Origin of the sequence: Comamonas sp. CMM03 (genome assembly GCF_019218715.1) — a bacterium.
Taxonomy (GTDB): domain Bacteria; phylum Pseudomonadota; class Gammaproteobacteria; order Burkholderiales; family Burkholderiaceae_C; genus Comamonas; species Comamonas terrigena.
Map to the genome: position 1 here is coordinate 414,599 of NZ_JAHUXB010000004.1, position 14,627 is coordinate 429,225.

General features: G+C 65.9%; 12 protein-coding genes. 10 read left to right on the plus strand and 2 right to left on the minus strand.

Annotated elements, in window-relative coordinates:
- Positions 1-48: 48 nt before the first annotated feature.
- From KW830_RS15755 to KW830_RS15785, 7 genes are all read left to right on the plus strand, one after another.
- Positions 49-1,638: an ABC transporter ATP-binding protein gene (locus tag KW830_RS15755; RefSeq protein ID WP_218333674.1), complete on the plus strand. Its 1,590-nt coding sequence runs from the start codon at positions 49-51 to the stop codon at positions 1,636-1,638.
- Positions 1,635-2,720 carry an ABC transporter permease gene (locus KW830_RS15760; protein WP_066536651.1) on the plus strand — a complete coding sequence of 362 codons (1,086 nt, stop codon included), beginning with the start codon at positions 1,635-1,637 and terminating at the stop codon, positions 2,718-2,720. The genes KW830_RS15755 and KW830_RS15760 overlap by 4 nt, the downstream gene beginning before the upstream one ends.
- Positions 2,720-3,640 carry an ABC transporter permease gene (locus tag KW830_RS15765; RefSeq protein ID WP_066536647.1) on the plus strand — a complete coding sequence of 307 codons (921 nt, stop codon included), beginning with the start codon at positions 2,720-2,722 and terminating at the stop codon, positions 3,638-3,640. The genes KW830_RS15760 and KW830_RS15765 overlap by 1 nt, the downstream gene beginning before the upstream one ends.
- Before the next feature lie 47 nt (positions 3,641-3,687).
- Positions 3,688-4,839 (plus strand): BMP family ABC transporter substrate-binding protein, encoded by a 1,152-nt coding sequence (locus KW830_RS15770; RefSeq protein WP_218333675.1) that lies wholly within the window; start codon positions 3,688-3,690, stop codon positions 4,837-4,839.
- Between the two features lie 289 nt (positions 4,840-5,128).
- Positions 5,129-6,277, plus strand: a complete 1,149-nt coding sequence (locus KW830_RS15775; RefSeq protein WP_066536631.1) for a BMP family ABC transporter substrate-binding protein — start codon at positions 5,129-5,131, stop codon at positions 6,275-6,277.
- 106 nt (positions 6,278-6,383) lie between these two features.
- On the plus strand, positions 6,384-7,367 hold the full coding sequence (locus KW830_RS15780) for an aromatic ring-hydroxylating dioxygenase subunit alpha (protein WP_218333676.1): 984 nt from the start codon (positions 6,384-6,386) through the stop codon (positions 7,365-7,367).
- A gap of 184 nt (positions 7,368-7,551) precedes the next feature.
- Entirely contained in the window at positions 7,552-8,601 is a 1,050-nt protein-coding gene (locus KW830_RS15785) for an adenosine deaminase (protein ID WP_066536625.1), read from the plus strand.
- Positions 8,602-8,699: 98 nt separating this feature from the next.
- On the opposite strand, the gene KW830_RS15790 is transcribed toward KW830_RS15785, so the two are convergent.
- Positions 8,700-9,155, minus strand: coding sequence for an HIT family protein (locus KW830_RS15790; RefSeq protein ID WP_218333677.1), 456 nt, complete (start codon positions 9,153-9,155; stop codon positions 8,700-8,702).
- A gap of 259 nt (positions 9,156-9,414) precedes the next feature.
- Here KW830_RS15790 and KW830_RS15795 point away from each other — a divergent pair, with 259 nt between their 5' ends.
- From KW830_RS15795 to dcd, 3 genes are all read left to right on the plus strand, one after another.
- Positions 9,415-10,545: a BMP family ABC transporter substrate-binding protein gene (locus KW830_RS15795; RefSeq protein ID WP_066536619.1), complete on the plus strand. Its 1,131-nt coding sequence runs from the start codon at positions 9,415-9,417 to the stop codon at positions 10,543-10,545.
- Positions 10,546-10,781: 236 nt separating this feature from the next.
- A complete protein-coding gene (guaD, locus tag KW830_RS15800; protein ID WP_066536616.1) occupies positions 10,782-12,074 on the plus strand; it encodes a guanine deaminase in 1,293 nt (430 codons plus the stop codon).
- A 64-nt stretch (positions 12,075-12,138) separates the two neighbouring features.
- Positions 12,139-12,705: a dCTP deaminase gene (gene dcd, locus KW830_RS15805; protein WP_066536613.1), complete on the plus strand. Its 567-nt coding sequence runs from the start codon at positions 12,139-12,141 to the stop codon at positions 12,703-12,705.
- 99 nt (positions 12,706-12,804) lie between these two features.
- Here the strand turns inward: dcd and KW830_RS15810 are convergent, their stop codons facing one another.
- The gene (locus KW830_RS15810; RefSeq protein ID WP_218333678.1) at positions 12,805-14,625 is read right to left on the minus strand and encodes a sensor domain-containing diguanylate cyclase; all 1,821 of its coding nucleotides are present in this window, start codon (positions 14,623-14,625) and stop codon (positions 12,805-12,807) included.
- Between the last annotated feature and the right edge of the window lie 2 nt (positions 14,626-14,627).

The window sequence follows — 14,627 nt, forward strand, 5'->3', positions numbered from 1 at the left end:
ACCCCAATTCATCCCAGTGACAGAAACAATCTGAGAGAAAATCCCGGCATGAATCCCCCCGATACAACCCCCACGCCCGGTGTCGCACCACCGCGTTTGCAGCTGGTGGGCATTACCAAACGATACCCGGCCGTGGTGGCCAACAGTGGGGTGTCGCTGACGGTGCAGCCAGGCGAAGTGCATGCTGTGCTGGGTGAAAACGGCGCTGGCAAGTCCACGCTGATGAAGATCATCTATGGCACGGTCAAGCCTGACGAGGGTGCGGTGCACTTCGATGGCAAGCCCGTGTCCATCCGCAACCCGCAGGAAGCGCGGCAGCTGGGCATCGCCATGGTGTTCCAGCATTTCAGCCTGTTCGACACGCTCACCGTGGCCGAAAACGTCTGGCTGGGCCTGGACAAGGGCATGCCGCTGGCCGACGTGACGCGCCGCATCACCGAAGTGGGCAGCGAATACGGCATGGACATCGATCCGCTGCGCCCGGTCCACACCCTGTCGGTGGGCGAGATGCAGCGCGTGGAAATCATCCGCGCCCTGCTGACCAACCCGCGCCTGCTGATTCTGGACGAGCCGACTTCGGTGCTGACGCCCCAGGCGGTGGAAAAGCTGTTTGTGGTGCTGAAAAAACTGGCATCCGAAGGCTGCTCCATTCTCTACATCAGCCACAAGCTGCACGAAATCCGCGAGCTGTGCTCGGCCTGCACGGTGCTGCGCGGTGGTGTGGTCACCGGCGTGTGCAACCCGCAGAACGAGAGCAATGCCTCGCTGTCGCGCCTGATGATCGGCTCGGAGCCGCCGGCGCTGCAACGCCAGGCGCCGAAGACCGGCGACGTGGTGCTGAAGGTGCAAGGGCTGAGCCTGGGCAAGACCGACCAGTTCGGCGTGGACCTGATCGACATCGGGCTGCAGGTGCGCGCCGGTGAAGTGGTGGGCATTGCCGGCGTGTCCGGCAACGGCCAGAAAGAGCTGCTCTACGCGCTGTCCGGCGAAGACACCCGCGCCGCGCCGGCCATGGTGCAGGTGCTGGGCCAGGACGCAGGCCGCATGGGCCCGCGCCAGCGCCGTGCGCTGGGCCTGCATTTCGTGCCGGAAGAACGCCTGGGCCGGGGCGCTGTCCCCACCATGGGGCTGGCGCACAACCTGCTGCTGACCCGCAGTGACGCCGTGGGCTCTGGCGGCTGGTTGCGCATGGGCCAGTTGCAGGCGCATGCGGCCGACATCATCCGCCGTTTCGGCGTGAAGGCCGGCGGCCCGAATGCCGCGGCCAAGTCGCTGTCGGGCGGCAATCTGCAGAAATTCATCGTGGGCCGCGAGATCGATGCCAAGCCCAGGCTGCTCATCGTCTCCCAGCCCACCTGGGGGGTGGACGTGGGCGCGGCAGCGCAGATCCGGGGGGCGATGCTGGCGCTGCGGGACGCGGGCTGCGCCGTGCTGGTGCTCAGCGAGGAGTTGGACGAATTGTTTGAAATCAGCGACCGCCTGCATGTGGTGGCCAAGGGGCGCCTGAGCCCTTCCGTGGACCGGGCCGATGCCTCGGTGCAGAAGATTGGCGAATGGATGAGCGGCCTGTGGCATGCCGAGGTGCAGCAGCACCTGGCGCGCAGCGAGCGCCAGGCCGGGGCAGGGGGGCAGGCATGATCAAGCTGGAACAACGTCCCCAGGCTTCGCGCTGGTGGACCTATGGATCGCCCTTGCTGGCGCTGGCCATCACGGTGCTGATCGGCATCGTCCTGTTCATGCTGCTGGGCAAGGACCCGGTCAAGGGGCTGCAGGCCTTCTTCTGGGAGCCGCTGAAGACCACCTACGCCATGGGCGAGGTGGCCATGAAAGCCACGCCGCTGCTGCTGATCGCACTGGGCCTGGCCGTGTGCTTTCGCTCCAATGTGTGGAACATCGGCGCCGAAGGGCAGTTCGTGATCGGTGCCGTGGCGGCCGGTGGTGTGGCCCTGCTGGCCGACAAGACCACCGGTCCCTGGATCGTGCCGGTGATCCTGCTGGCGGGTGTGCTCGGCGGCATGGTGTGGGCGGGCATCGTGGCTTTGCTGCGCGACAAGTTCAACGCCAACGAGATCCTGGTCAGCCTGATGTTGGTCTATGTCGGCACCCTGGTGCTGGGCTATCTGGTCTATGGTCCCTGGAAGGACCCCATGGGCTACAACTTCCCGCAGAGCAAGATGTTCGAGCGGGTCACGCAGATTCCCAAGCTGATCGAAGGCACGCGCCTGCACATCGGCACGCTGCTGGCCTTGCTCGGCTCGGCCCTGCTGTGGGTCTTCCTGTTCCGCACCAAGCTGGGTTTTGCCCAGCAGGTGGGCGGTCTGGCCCCGGCGGCGGCGCGCTACGCCGGTTTCTCCTCGCGCCGCGCGCTGTGGACGGCGCTGCTGATCTCGGGCGGCTGCGCCGGCCTGGCGGGTGCGCTGGAAGTGGCGGGCCCCATCGGCCAGCTCACCCCCTATGTGCCGGCCGGTTACGGCTTTGCCGCCATCATCGTGGCCTTCGTGGGGCGCCTGCACCCGGTGGGCATGATCTTCTCCGCCATTCTCATGAGCATGTTCTATATCGGTGGTGAGCTGGCGCAGTCGCGTCTGGGCCTGCCCAAGTCTTTGACCGGCGTCTTCCAGGGTCTGCTGCTGTTCACGCTGCTGGCATGCGACACCCTGATCGCCTACCGCCTGCGCTGGGTCTCCGCTCCCAAGGGCGCAGCGAAAGGAGGCCAGTGATGGACGCTTACGCACTGCTACTGGGTTCCACCCTGAGCGCCGGCACCGTGCTGGCGCTGGCGGCCCTGGGTCTGCTGATCAATGAAAAAGCCGGCATCGTCAACCTGGGGGCCGAAGGCATGATGCTGTGCGCCGCCCTGGCGGGCTTTGCCGCGGTGGTACACACCGGCAGCACCTGGATCGGCTTTGCCGCCGGCATGGCGGCGGGCGCGTTGCTGGCCGGCCTGTTCGGGGTGCTGGTGATCTGGTTGAACACCAACCAGTACGCCACCGGTCTGGCGCTGAGCCTGTTCGGCACCGGCTTCTCGGCCTTTGCCGGCCAGGCCTATGTGCAGGCCAAGCTGCCCGAGCTGCCCAAGTACGCCATTCCGCTGCTGTCGGACATCCCGGTCATCGGCCCGGCACTGTTCAAGCTGCATCCGCTGGTCTACATCACCGTGCTGCTGGCGCTGGCGCTGATCGCTTTCCTGTACCGCTCGCGCGCCGGGCTGGTGCTGCGTGCCGTGGGCGAATCGCCCGAATCGGCCCACGCCATTGGCTATGCCGTGCGTCCCATCCGTCTGGCGGCCGTGATGGCCGGCGGCGCGCTGTGCGGTCTGGCAGGGGCCTACATCTCCACGGTCTACACCCCGCTGTGGGTCGAAGGCATGGTGGCGGGCCGTGGCTGGATTGCCCTGGCGCTGACCACCTTCGCCACCTGGCGACCGGCCCGCGTGCTGCTGGGCGCCTACCTGTTCGGCGGCGTGACCATGCTGCAGTTCCACCTGCAGGCCACGGGCGTGCAGGTGGCCAGCCAGCTGCTGTCCATGCTGCCTTACCTGGCCACCATCGTGGTGCTGGTTATCATCTCGCGCAATCCGGCCTGGATCCGCGCGAACATGCCGGCTTCCCTCGGCAAGCCGTTCTATCCCGGCTCCTGAGGCCAGATTCCCCTTTTTCACAGAACTCCCACCAGAGGAACACTCGCATGAACGCACTGCGCAAGCGCACTTTGCTCAAGATGATCGGCCTGTCGGCCGTGTCCGTGGCGGCCCTGACGGCCTGCGGCAAGAAGGAAGAAGCACCGGCTCCGGCCGCTGCCCCTGCTGCCCAGGCACCGGCGGCCGACAAGCTGAAGGTCGGTTTCATGTACGTCAGCCCCATCGGCGATGGCGGCTGGACCTTCCAGCACGAGCTGGCGCGCAAGGCGATTCAGGAGAAGTTCGGCGACAAGATCGAAACCTCCATGGTGGAAAGCGTGCCCGAGTCGGCCGACGCCGAGCGCGTGATGCGTGACATGGCCGGCCAGGGCAACAAGCTGGTCTTCGCGACCAGCTTCGGCTACCAGGAATTCGTGCAGAAGGCCGCCGCCGATCTGAAGGACGTGAAGTTCGAGCACGCCACCGGCTACAAGCAGGCCGACAACGTGGCCGTGTACGACAGCAAGACCTTCGAAGGTGCCTACCTGGCCGGTCTGGTGGCCGGTGCCATGACCAAGACCAAGACCGTGGGTGTGGTGGCTTCGGTGCCCATCCCCGAAGTGGTGCGCAACATCAACAGCTTTGTGCTGGGTGCCCAGGCCATCGATCCCTCGATCAAGGCCAAGGTGGTGTGGGTGAACGAATGGTTCAGCCCCCCCAAGGAATCGGAAGCCGCCACCAGCCTGCTCAACGGCGGTGTGGACGTGATGTACCAGAACACCAATTCGCCCGCCGTGCTCAAGACCGCCGAAGAGCGCGGTGCCTATGCCTTCGGCAAGGACGGCGACATGAGCGCCTTCGCACCCAAGGCCCACCTGGGCTCGGCCGTGATCAACTGGACGCCCTACTACACCAAGGTGGTGGAAGACACGCTGGCCGGCAACTGGCAGGGTGGCAACTACTGGTGGGGTGTCAAGGAAGGCGCCATGGATCTGGTGAAGATCGCCGACCAGGTGCCCCAGGACATCAAGGACAAGGTCGAGAAGGCCAAGGCCGGCATGAAGGACGGCAGCTTCGCCGTCTGGACCGGTCCCATCAAGGACAACACCGGCAAGGAAGTGCTGGCCGCTGGCCAGGTGGCCGATGACGGCTTCCTGCGTAGCATCAACTTCTACGTCAATGGCGTGGAAGGCAAGGTGCCGGGCGCAGGCGGCAAATAAGCACGGACCCGCAAGCCCCTGATGCAGGCCTCCTTCGGGAGGCCTTTTGCATGCGGTGCGCGGTCGCCGCCGCCCGGCACCGCGCCATGGTGCGGTTTTTGCATGTGTAACATGCCCGCCGGACGAACGTCGCCTGCAGCGTTGTGCCACAGGCACAGTGCGGCAAGGCGATGGATCGCAGGCAGAATCTGCGCCGGAACTGTGCAAACATAGTGCACCCCGCCGACCGGCACGGGCACTGTGCGTGCGTGTCGCAAATCACCTCTTTTTTCCTCCAGAAGGAATATCCATGACAGACCTGAAGAAACGCTCTTTGTTCAAGATGGCGGCCATGTCCGCTGTGGCAGCGGCCGTGTTGGCTGGCTGCGGCAAGAAGGAAGAGCCGGCACCGGCCGCTCCCGCAGCCGAACCCGCACCTGCCGCCAAGGCCGAGCCGCTGAAGATCGGCTTCGCCTACGTCGGCCCGGTGGGTGACGGCGGCTGGACGTTCGCGCACGACCAGGCCCGTAAGAAGCTGGAAGCCGAATTCGGCGACAAGATCCAGACCTCCTTCGTGGAAAGCGTGCCCGAAGGTCCGGACGCCGAACGCGTGCTGCGCGACCTGGCTTCCCAGGGCAACAAGGTGGTCTTCGGCACCACCTTCGGCTACATGGACAGCATCCAGAAGCTGGCCGGCGACTTCAAGGACGTGAAGTGGGAACACGCCACCGGCTACAAGACCGCCGAGAACGTGCGCACCTATGACAGCCGCACCTATGAAGGCGCCTACCTGGCCGGCATCATCGCTGGCTCGATGACCAAGTCCAACACCCTGGGCATCGTGGGCTCGGTGCCCATCCCCGAAGTGATCCGCAACATCAACAGCTTCACGCTGGGCGCGCAGAGCGTGAACCCCAAGGTCAAGACCAAGGTGGTCTGGGTCAATGAATGGTTCAGCCCCCCCAAGGAAACCGAAGCTGCCACCAGCCTGATCAACGGCGGCGCCGACATCCTGTTCCAGAACACCGATTCGCCTGCCGTGCTGAAGACCGCCGAAGAAAAGGGCATCCGTGCCTTCGGCTGGGATTCGGACATGACCGCCTACGGTCCCAAGGCCCACCTGGGTTCGTCCATCATCAACTGGGCGCCTTACTACTCCAAGGCCGTCAACGATGTGCTGAACAACACCTGGGCCACGGGCAGCAGCTGGTGGGGAGTGAAGGAAGGCGCCATCGATCTGGTGTCCATCGCCGAAGACGTGCCTGCCGAAGCCAAGGCCAAGGTGGAAGAGGTCAAGAAGGGCCTGAAGGAAGGCACGTACGTGATCTGGAAGGGCCCGATCGCCTCCAACGACGGCAAGGAAGTGCTGGCAGCCGACAAGGCCGCCGACGACGCTTTCCTGCAAGGCGTCAACTTCTACGTCAAGGGCGTGGAAGGCAAGGTGCCCGGCGCCAAGTAAGGCGGTATACGCCTGGCGTTATGACGGGTATCAAGCCCGTCAATACTGCTCGGTTATGCAAAGGCTGCCCTCCGGGCAGCCTTTTTGTTTGGAATGATCGCGCCCCATGATGGAAAAAAACCAGTGGCACCCGCTTGCCCTCTCCCACGATGTGATTGATGCTCCCCTGGCCGTGCGGCTGCTGGAGCAAGACCTGGTGCTCTGGCGCGACACCAGCGGTCGCGCCCAGGCCTTTGTCGACCGCTGCCCGCACCGCGGCGCACGCCTGTCGCTGGGCCGGGTCAACGAAGGCAATCTGGAGTGCCCCTACCATGGCTGGCAGTTCGCAGACAACGGTCAGTGCGTGAAGGTGCCGGCGGTGCCCGGTTTCACGCCGCCGCCGCAGCACTGCGTCAAGTCCTTCAACGTGCAGGAAGCCTATGGCCTGGTCTGGGTGCAGCTGCAAGCACCGGAAGGCGCCGACGTGCCGCTGCCGGTGTTTGAGGCGGAGGCCAACGACCAGCTGCGCAAGCTCAACTGCGGCCCGTACGACGTGGCCGCCAGCGCACCACGCATCATCGAGAACTTCCTGGACATGTCGCACTTCGGCTTTGTGCACGAAGGCTGGCTGGGCAGCCGCGATGCCACGGCCATGGCGCCTTACCAGGTGGAGCCCACGCCCACCGGCGTCAAGGCCACCGGCTGCAAGGCCGTGCAGCCCCAGTCGAACCTGCATTCCACCAAGCCGGCCGAAGTGGAATACACCTACGAAGTGACGGCACCCTACACCGCGCTGCTGACCAAGATCCCGGAAGAGGGCAGCAGCAAGCAGGGCTGGCACGAAGCCATCGGCCTGTTCATCTGCCCGGTCACGCCGGACACCAGCCGCGTCTGGTTCCGCCTGGCGGTGGCCGACTTCGAGTCCACCGACGCCCAGTTGCAGCAGTTCCAGCACACCATCTTCACGCAGGACCAGCCGGTGCTGGAGTCGCAACTGCCCAAGCCGCTGCCGCTGGACCCGCGCGCCGAGCTGCATTCGGCTGCCGACCGCATGTCGTCCGCCTACCGCCGCTATCTGAAAGCCAGTGGCGCCAGTTTTGGCGTGTGCTGACCTCCACCAGGTCCCGGGCCGCTATCGCGGCCTGTGCCATTTCGGGGAGTGAAGGCCAGGATACAGGGCGGCTCCCGGGCATGGCCCGGTGGCGTACGGTTTTTTGCGCACGGTTCTTGCACCTGGGCCTGGGCGTGCCATATTCGCAGTCTGAGAGCGGCGCGCAGCGCCATAGAGGATTGAAATGCATACTGTGCCCGTCGTGGAAACTTCCCGTCTGCCCCTGTTGCTGCGCGCCATGCCCAAGGCGGAGCTGCACATCCACATCGAGGGCTCGCTCGAGCCCGAGCTGATCTTTGCCCTGGCCGAACGCAATGGCGTGGATCTGCCCTATGCCGACGTGGAGGCGCTGCGTGCCGCCTACGCCTTCACCGATCTGCAGAGCTTTCTGGACATCTACTACGCCGGCGCCAGCGTGCTGCTGCAGGAAGAAGACTTCTACGACATGACCATGGCCTACCTGCGCCGCGCGGTGCAGGACAACGTGGTGCGGGCCGAGATCTTCTTTGACCCGCAGACCCACACCGAGCGTGGCGTGGCCATGGGCACCATCATCCACGGCCTGACGCGGGCCTGCCGCGATGCGCATGCGCAATGGGGCATCAGCGCCGAGCTGATCCTCAGTTTCCTGCGCCATCTGAGCGAGGAAGACGCCATTGCCACGCTGGAAGCGGCCCTGCCGTTCCGCGACCAGTTCATCGGCGTCGGCCTGGACAGCAGCGAGCTGGGCCACCCGCCCGAAAAGTTCACCCGCGTGTTCGCCCGTGCCAAGCAGCTGGGTCTGCGGCTGGTGGCCCATGCCGGTGAAGAAGGGCCGCCCGCCTATGTGTGGGGCGCGCTCAATGCGCTGGCGGTGGAGCGTATCGACCACGGCGTGCAATCCGAAAAAGATGCCGCGTTGATGCAGCACCTGGTCGAACGTGGCATTCCACTGACTGTGTGCCCGCTGTCCAACCTGAAGCTGTGCGTGGTGGATGACCTGACCCAGCACAATCTGCCGCGCATGCTGGATGCGGGGCTGAAGGTGATGGTCAACTCCGACGATCCGGCCTATTTCGGCGGCTACGTCAACGACAACTATGTGCAGCTGTTTGCCGCCACCGGCATGGGGGCCGAGCACGCCTACCAGCTGGCGCGCAACAGCCTGGAAGCCACGTTCGCCAGCCCGCAGCAGCAGGCCGCCTGGGTGCAGCAGCTCGATGCCTGCTTTGCCCGCTTTGCGAACCGCAACTGACCGCCTCTGAGGCGCTGCGCAGCGCTTGCGGCGGGCGGCCCCAGCCGCCGCTGCGGGTGCCTGCCGGAAAGGCCAGGGGCGGTCGGCGCCCCGTGTGATCAGCCCGCCTTCTGCGCCGCCAAGGCCGTGCGCAGTTTGTCGGCATAGGCTTGCAGCACGGCCATGCCGGGCTCCTTGCGCGGCCAGGTCAGGTGCATGCCGTCGTCCACATGGCGCGGCAGCATGTGCAGGTGGAAGTGGAACACCGTCTGCCCTCCGGCCGCGCCATTGGCCTGGAACAGGGTGATGCCGTCCGGCCCGAAGGCCTGCTCGGCCGCCTGGGCGACGCGCTGAGCGGTCTGCATCACGGCGGCGCATTCGGCGGGCGTCAGCTCCAGCAAGGTGACCGCGTGGCGCTTGGTGGCCACCAGCACATGGCCGGGGTTGACCTGGCCGATGTCCATGAAGGCAATGGTCAGCGCGTCCTCATAGATGGTGGCTGCGGGAATCTCGCCCGCCACCAGCTTGCAGAAGATGCATTGGCCGGGCGGGGAGGTGTCGACAAACATGGGCATGGAACCGTCTCCGAAGACATGACAGCGGGGCGCCGCGCGGCACCGGTGCAGGCCAGTGTGCGCTGCGGTCTATGCGCCCCATGCTACGCATGAGTGGTGCATTGCACCATCGGGGTGAACCGGGCTTGCCAAGCGCCTGCTTCGGGCAATAGCTGTGCTGCGGCAAGGCTTGGGCGATTGGGCCTACAATCCGCGCCTTCGCCCGCTGGACTGCCCCACCGGCTGGCGTTTTCAACTCCGGGCCATGTAGAGGACTACCATGTATAAAAACCTCGCAGCCGCACTCGCGGCCGCTTGCTGTTTGGCCCCTGTCTGGGCTGCATCCCCCCCGAACCCCGCTTCCACTGCCAGCGCGCCTGCCAAGGCGGTGCCGCTGCAACGCCCGGTCAAGGCCGCCTTTGTCTATGTGACGCCCGTGCTGGATGCCGGCTGGACCACCCAGCACGACGCTGGCCGCCGCCAGCTGCAGACCCAACTGGGCGACCAGGTGCAGACCACGGTGGTGGCCGATGTGGCAGAGGGCCCGGATGCCGAGCGTGTCATCCGCGATCTGGCGGCCAATGGCAACGACATCATCTTCACCACCAGCTTCGGCTATATGGAGCCCACGATGCGCGTGGCGCGCGACTTCCCGCAGGTGAAGTTCGAATCCATCACCGGCTACCAGCGTGCAGCCAATGTGGCCACGGCCAATGCGCGCTATTACGAAGGGCGCTATCTGTCGGGCATTGCCGCGGCGCGCCTGAGCCAGACCGGCGTGGCTGGCTTTGTGGCGGGCTTCCCCATTCCCGAAGTGATCCAGGGCATCAACGCCTTTGTGCTGGGCATGCGCAGCGTCAACCCCAAGGCCCAGGTCAAGGTGGTGTGGCTCAATGCCTGGTTCGACCCACCACGCGAGCGTGAAGCCGCCATGGCACTGATGAACGAAGGCGCCGATGTGCTGTCCTTCCAGGTGGCATCGACCGCGGTGATGGGCGCCGCCCAGGAGCGCGGCAAGATGGCCATCGCTTTCCACAGCGACATGCGCAAGGCCGGGCCCCAGGCCCAGTTGCTGGCCGTGACCCACCAGTGGGGCGGCTACGACACGGCCCGCGTGCGTGCCCTGCAGAAGGGCGAATGGAAAAGCCAGGACACCTGGGGCGGTGTGCGCGAAGGCATGATCCGCGTGGACAGCTTCGGTCCGCGCGTGCCCAAGGACGTGCGCATGGAAGTGCAGCAGCGCCAGGACGAAATGGCCCACGGCAAGCTGCATGCCTTCCGCGCCGGTGCCGCGCCCATTCGCGACAACCTGGGCCAGGTGCGCATTCCGGCCGGCAGCACGCTGCCGGACGCGGACATTCTGCAGATGAACTGGCTGGCCGAAGGCGTGGTCGGACAGCTGCCGCGCTGAGCCCTGCTGCCCCGCACCGCAGGCCCTGCCATCGCAGGGGGCGCGGGGTGACGGCCTGCCAGCAGGCATGGCATATGCTTGGAGCCACTCCCAAACCGGAGCGTGTGCGGCGTGCGCAGCAGGGTCGGCATGGCTGATGGGACCTGCACGGATTGCTGCGTGTGCACCACAGGCTCCGGTGTGGTGATGGGCGACCCGCTGCACAGGGCGGCGGGAGCCCGTTAAGCTCCCAGCCTATGAAGATCTACCGCAGCGCCTTGCTCCGCTTTGCCCCCGACGGCAGCCCCTTGTACGACAGCGATGGCCTGCTGGCCACCGCCCCCGATGCCCAGGGGCAGGAACGTGTGGTGGCTGCCGGCAGCTGGCAGGCACTGCAGGCGCAGTACACCCAGCAAGCCGGCGCGCAGGTGCAGCATCTGCCCGGCCGGCTGATCGCCCCGGGCTTTGTGGACATGCACATCCACTACCCGCAGACCGATGTGATCGGCGCCCCGGCCGATGGTCTGCTGCCCTGGCTGGAACATTACACCTTTCCCCACGAGGCGCGTTTTCACGACCGCGCCTATGCCGACGGCGTGGCGGAATTCTTTCTGGACGAGCTGCTGCGCAACGGCGTGACCACGGCGCTGACGTTTGCCACCTCCCACCCCAACTCGGTGGATGCCATCATGACCGCCGCACAGCAGCGCGGCATGCGCATGATTGCCGGCAAGGTGCTGCAGGACCGTCACAGCCCGGACGGCGTGCGCGACGATACCGAGCAGGGGCTGATCGATACCGAAACGCTGATCCAGCGCTGGCATGGCGTGGACCGGCTGGGCTATGCCATTACCCCGCGCTTCGCCCCCACCAGCACGCCCGCCCAGCTGCGGGGCGCAGGGGAGCTGGCGGCCCGATACCGCGATGTGTGGATCCAGTCCCATGTGTCCGAGAACCTGGACGAGATCCGTTGGGTGCGCGAGCTCTTTCCTGCCGCGCGCAGCTACCTGGGGGTGTACGACGACTTCGGCCTGATGCGCGAACGCGCGGTCTACGCCCACTGCATCTGGCTGGACGACGAAGACCGCGCGCTGCTGCGCGAAAAGCACACGGCGGCGGCCATCAGCCCCACCAGCAATCTGTTCCTGTCCAGCGGTTACTTCGACTACCAGAAGGCCGATGCGGCGGATTTTCGCTACGGCCTGGCCAGCGATGTGGGCGGCGGCATGAGCTTTTCACCGTTTCGCACCATGCAGGCGGCCTATGTGGTGGGGCGCGAAGGCCATGCCAAGCAGGGCTTCAGCCTCAAGCCCGGTGCCCTGTGGTGGCAGCACACGGCCGGTGCCGCGCAGGCGCTGGGCCTGGGCGGGGTGATCGGCAATCTGCAGCCGGGCTGCGAGGCGGACTTTGTGGTCCTCAACCCGGCCTGCACACCGCTGCTGGCGCGCAAGACGGCCCAGGCCGAGACGCTGGACGAGCTGCTGTTTGCCATGATCGTGCTGGGTGATGACCGCCTGATTGAGCAAACCATTGTTTCTCAAGCAAAATAGCGCAATTGCGCTGGTTGTATAGCCGCATGGCGCTATCAAAAAACAAGCGAACAGGATTTTCCCAATGAGCATCAAGAGCGACAAATGGATCCGCACCATGGCGGAGCAGCACGGCATGATCGAGCCCTTCGAGCCCGGCCAAGTGCGCCAGGTCGACGGCAAGAAGATCATCAGCTACGGCACCAGCAGCTACGGTTACGACATCCGCTGCGCGCGTGAATTCAAGGTCTTCACCAACATCCACAGCACCGTGGTGGACCCCAAAAACTTCGACGAAAAGAGCTTTGTCGATTTTGAAGGCGACTACTGCATCATTCCGCCCAACAGCTTTGCGCTGGCCCGCACGGTGGAGTATTTCCGCATTCCCCGTGATGTGCTGACGGTGTGCCTGGGCAAGAGCACGTACGCGCGCTGCGGCATCATCGTCAACGTGACGCCGTTCGAGCCGGAGTGGGAAGGCTATGTGACGCTGGAGTTCTCCAACACCACACCGCTGCCGGCCAAGATCTACGCCGGTGAAGGCTGCGCCCAGGTGCTGTTCTTCCAGGGGGATGAGCAGTGCGAGACCAGCTACAAGGACCGCAACGGCAAGTACCAGGGTCAGCATGGCGTGACCCTGCCCAAGGCCTGAAGCAGCGGCTGCTGCCCCCATCAATAAAGCGCGGACCTCCGCGCTTTTTTTATTTTTCGGAATGCTGCGGTGTGTGCAGCAGGGTGACCCGGCTTCGTATCAGGGGATGTAGTGCACCAGGTTGCGCCCGGCATTCTTGGACTGGTAGAGCGCATCGTCGCTGCGGCGCAGCAAGGCGGTGTCGTTGTCCTCGGTGCCGTTCTGCAGCGTGGGGCGCAGCGCGGTGATGCCGGCGCTCAAGGTGAGCCGGCCCACCAGCGGCCACTGGTGCTGTTCGATGGCCGCCAGGATCTCGCGCGCAATGCGCTGGGCGGCTTCGGGCGGGGTGTCGGGCAGCAGCACCACAAACTCCTCGCCCCCAAAGCGGGCGATCACGTCCGAATCGCGCAGCCGGCTGCGCAGCTGGTTGGCCACGCTTTTGAGCACCAGATCGCCCACTTCGTGGCCGTAGTTGTCGTTGACCTGCTTGAAATGGTCGATATCCAGCGTCGCCAGGCACAGCGGGCGGCCGCTGCGGCGGGCCAGCGCCATCGCAAACTGCACCTGGGCATCGAAGCCGCGGCGGTTGAGCAGGCCGGTCAGGGGGTCGGTGCTGGCCTGGCGGTCCAGCTCGCGGTTGGCGTCATACAGTTCCTGCGTACGCATTTGCACCTCATGCTCCATGGATTCGTTCGCGGCCAGCAGACGCTGTGTCATGGCGTTGAAGGACTGCGACAGCAGCTGGACTTCGCGGTTGCTCTGCAGCTCGGGAATGGGCACCTGGCGTTCCCCGGCGTCGATGCGGCGGGCGGTCTGGGCCAGGGTGTTGAGCTCGCGCACCATGCGGCGGGCCAGCCACCACACCAGCCAGGTGGCCGTGATGGCTGCCAGCAGACCGGCTCCCATCACGTACAGCATCTGCTGCTGGGCATCGGCGTAGGCGCTGGCCACGGGCTGGCGTGCCACCACGTACCAGCCCAGGTCGCTGGGGGCATTGCGGGCGGGCAACTGGGCCACAGCGGTCAGAAAATCGTCGCTCTGGTCGTTCCAGCGCACCACGCCGGCCTGGACGCGGGGGTGGCGGTGGTCCGCCTGCAACTGTTCCGGGCGCAGGGGCAGGGTCTGGTCGACGGCGATGAAAGGCGACAGCTTGCCGCCCGGGGCAAAGATCAGCTTGCCCTGGCGGTCAAAGATGAACAGCGAGATCTGGTCCTCGCGCGAGAAGGTGGGCAGCAGCTCCTGCACCATCTCGCGCGCCCAGTCCCAGCTGGTGTGCATGCCCAGCACGCCGATCAACTGGCCGTCCACCCGGATGGGGGCCGAGAAATCCACCAGCCGCAGCGGCTCGCCCGAGGCGCTGGGGGGCAGCAGCGGCGCCAGCAGCTTGGCGGGCACCACGTCGGACACATAAGGGCCGGAAGCCCCGGCGGTGAACCAGGTGTTGTCGCTGATGTTGCGGCCCACCAACTGGTTGCCGGTGGCATGCACCACCGTGCCCTTGGGGTCGGCAACGCCCACCCAGACGCAGTAGGGGCGGGTCAGGCGGATGCGGGCGAACAGGGCATTCACCTCGGCGGAGGTCAGGCCGTTGCGCCACAGGTCGGGGGAGTGGGCCAGTGCCTGCACCAGCCGGCTGTGGTCGAACAAGGCATCGGAGAGTTGCTTGGCGGCACTGCTGGACACCACCTGCAAGGCCGCGCCGGCTTCCCGCTGCATGCGGCTTTTGAGCAGCTCGCCAAAGGCGAAGGACAGCATCAGCACCAGGGCTGCCGTCAGACCGCCAAACACCCAGGCCAGCTGCGTTCGCAGGCTGCGCTTGCGCGAGGCCGGTGCCTTGGCGGGCGGGGCCGGCGGCTGCGAACGCGGCGCAAACGGCCCGGCGGGCGGTGCCGTGCCTGCCGGAGGGGTGGTGACCGGAGGTGCCCAATCCGTCTCTTGCATGG

Bases quoted from the DNA above. Each gene is read 5' to 3' on its own strand.
- KW830_RS15765 (WP_066536647.1), top strand. From the start codon at position 2,720: ATGGACGCTTACGCACTGCTACTGGGTTCCACCCTGAGCGCCGGCACC.
- KW830_RS15760 (WP_066536651.1), top strand. From the start codon at position 1,635: ATGATCAAGCTGGAACAACGTCCCCAGGCTTCGCGCTGGTGGACCTAT.
- KW830_RS15795 (WP_066536619.1), top strand. From the start codon at position 9,415: ATGTATAAAAACCTCGCAGCCGCACTCGCGGCCGCTTGCTGTTTGGCC.
- KW830_RS15755 (WP_218333674.1), top strand. From the start codon at position 49: ATGAATCCCCCCGATACAACCCCCACGCCCGGTGTCGCACCACCGCGT.
- KW830_RS15785 (WP_066536625.1), top strand. From the start codon at position 7,552: ATGCATACTGTGCCCGTCGTGGAAACTTCCCGTCTGCCCCTGTTGCTG.
- KW830_RS15775 (WP_066536631.1), top strand. From the start codon at position 5,129: ATGACAGACCTGAAGAAACGCTCTTTGTTCAAGATGGCGGCCATGTCC.
- KW830_RS15770 (WP_218333675.1), top strand. From the start codon at position 3,688: ATGAACGCACTGCGCAAGCGCACTTTGCTCAAGATGATCGGCCTGTCG.
- guaD (WP_066536616.1), top strand. From the start codon at position 10,782: ATGAAGATCTACCGCAGCGCCTTGCTCCGCTTTGCCCCCGACGGCAGC.
- KW830_RS15810 (WP_218333678.1), bottom strand. From the start codon at position 14,625: ATGCAAGAGACGGATTGGGCACCTCCGGTCACCACCCCTCCGGCAGGC.
- dcd (WP_066536613.1), top strand. From the start codon at position 12,139: ATGAGCATCAAGAGCGACAAATGGATCCGCACCATGGCGGAGCAGCAC.
- KW830_RS15790 (WP_218333677.1), bottom strand. From the start codon at position 9,155: ATGCCCATGTTTGTCGACACCTCCCCGCCCGGCCAATGCATCTTCTGC.
- KW830_RS15780 (WP_218333676.1), top strand. From the start codon at position 6,384: ATGATGGAAAAAAACCAGTGGCACCCGCTTGCCCTCTCCCACGATGTG.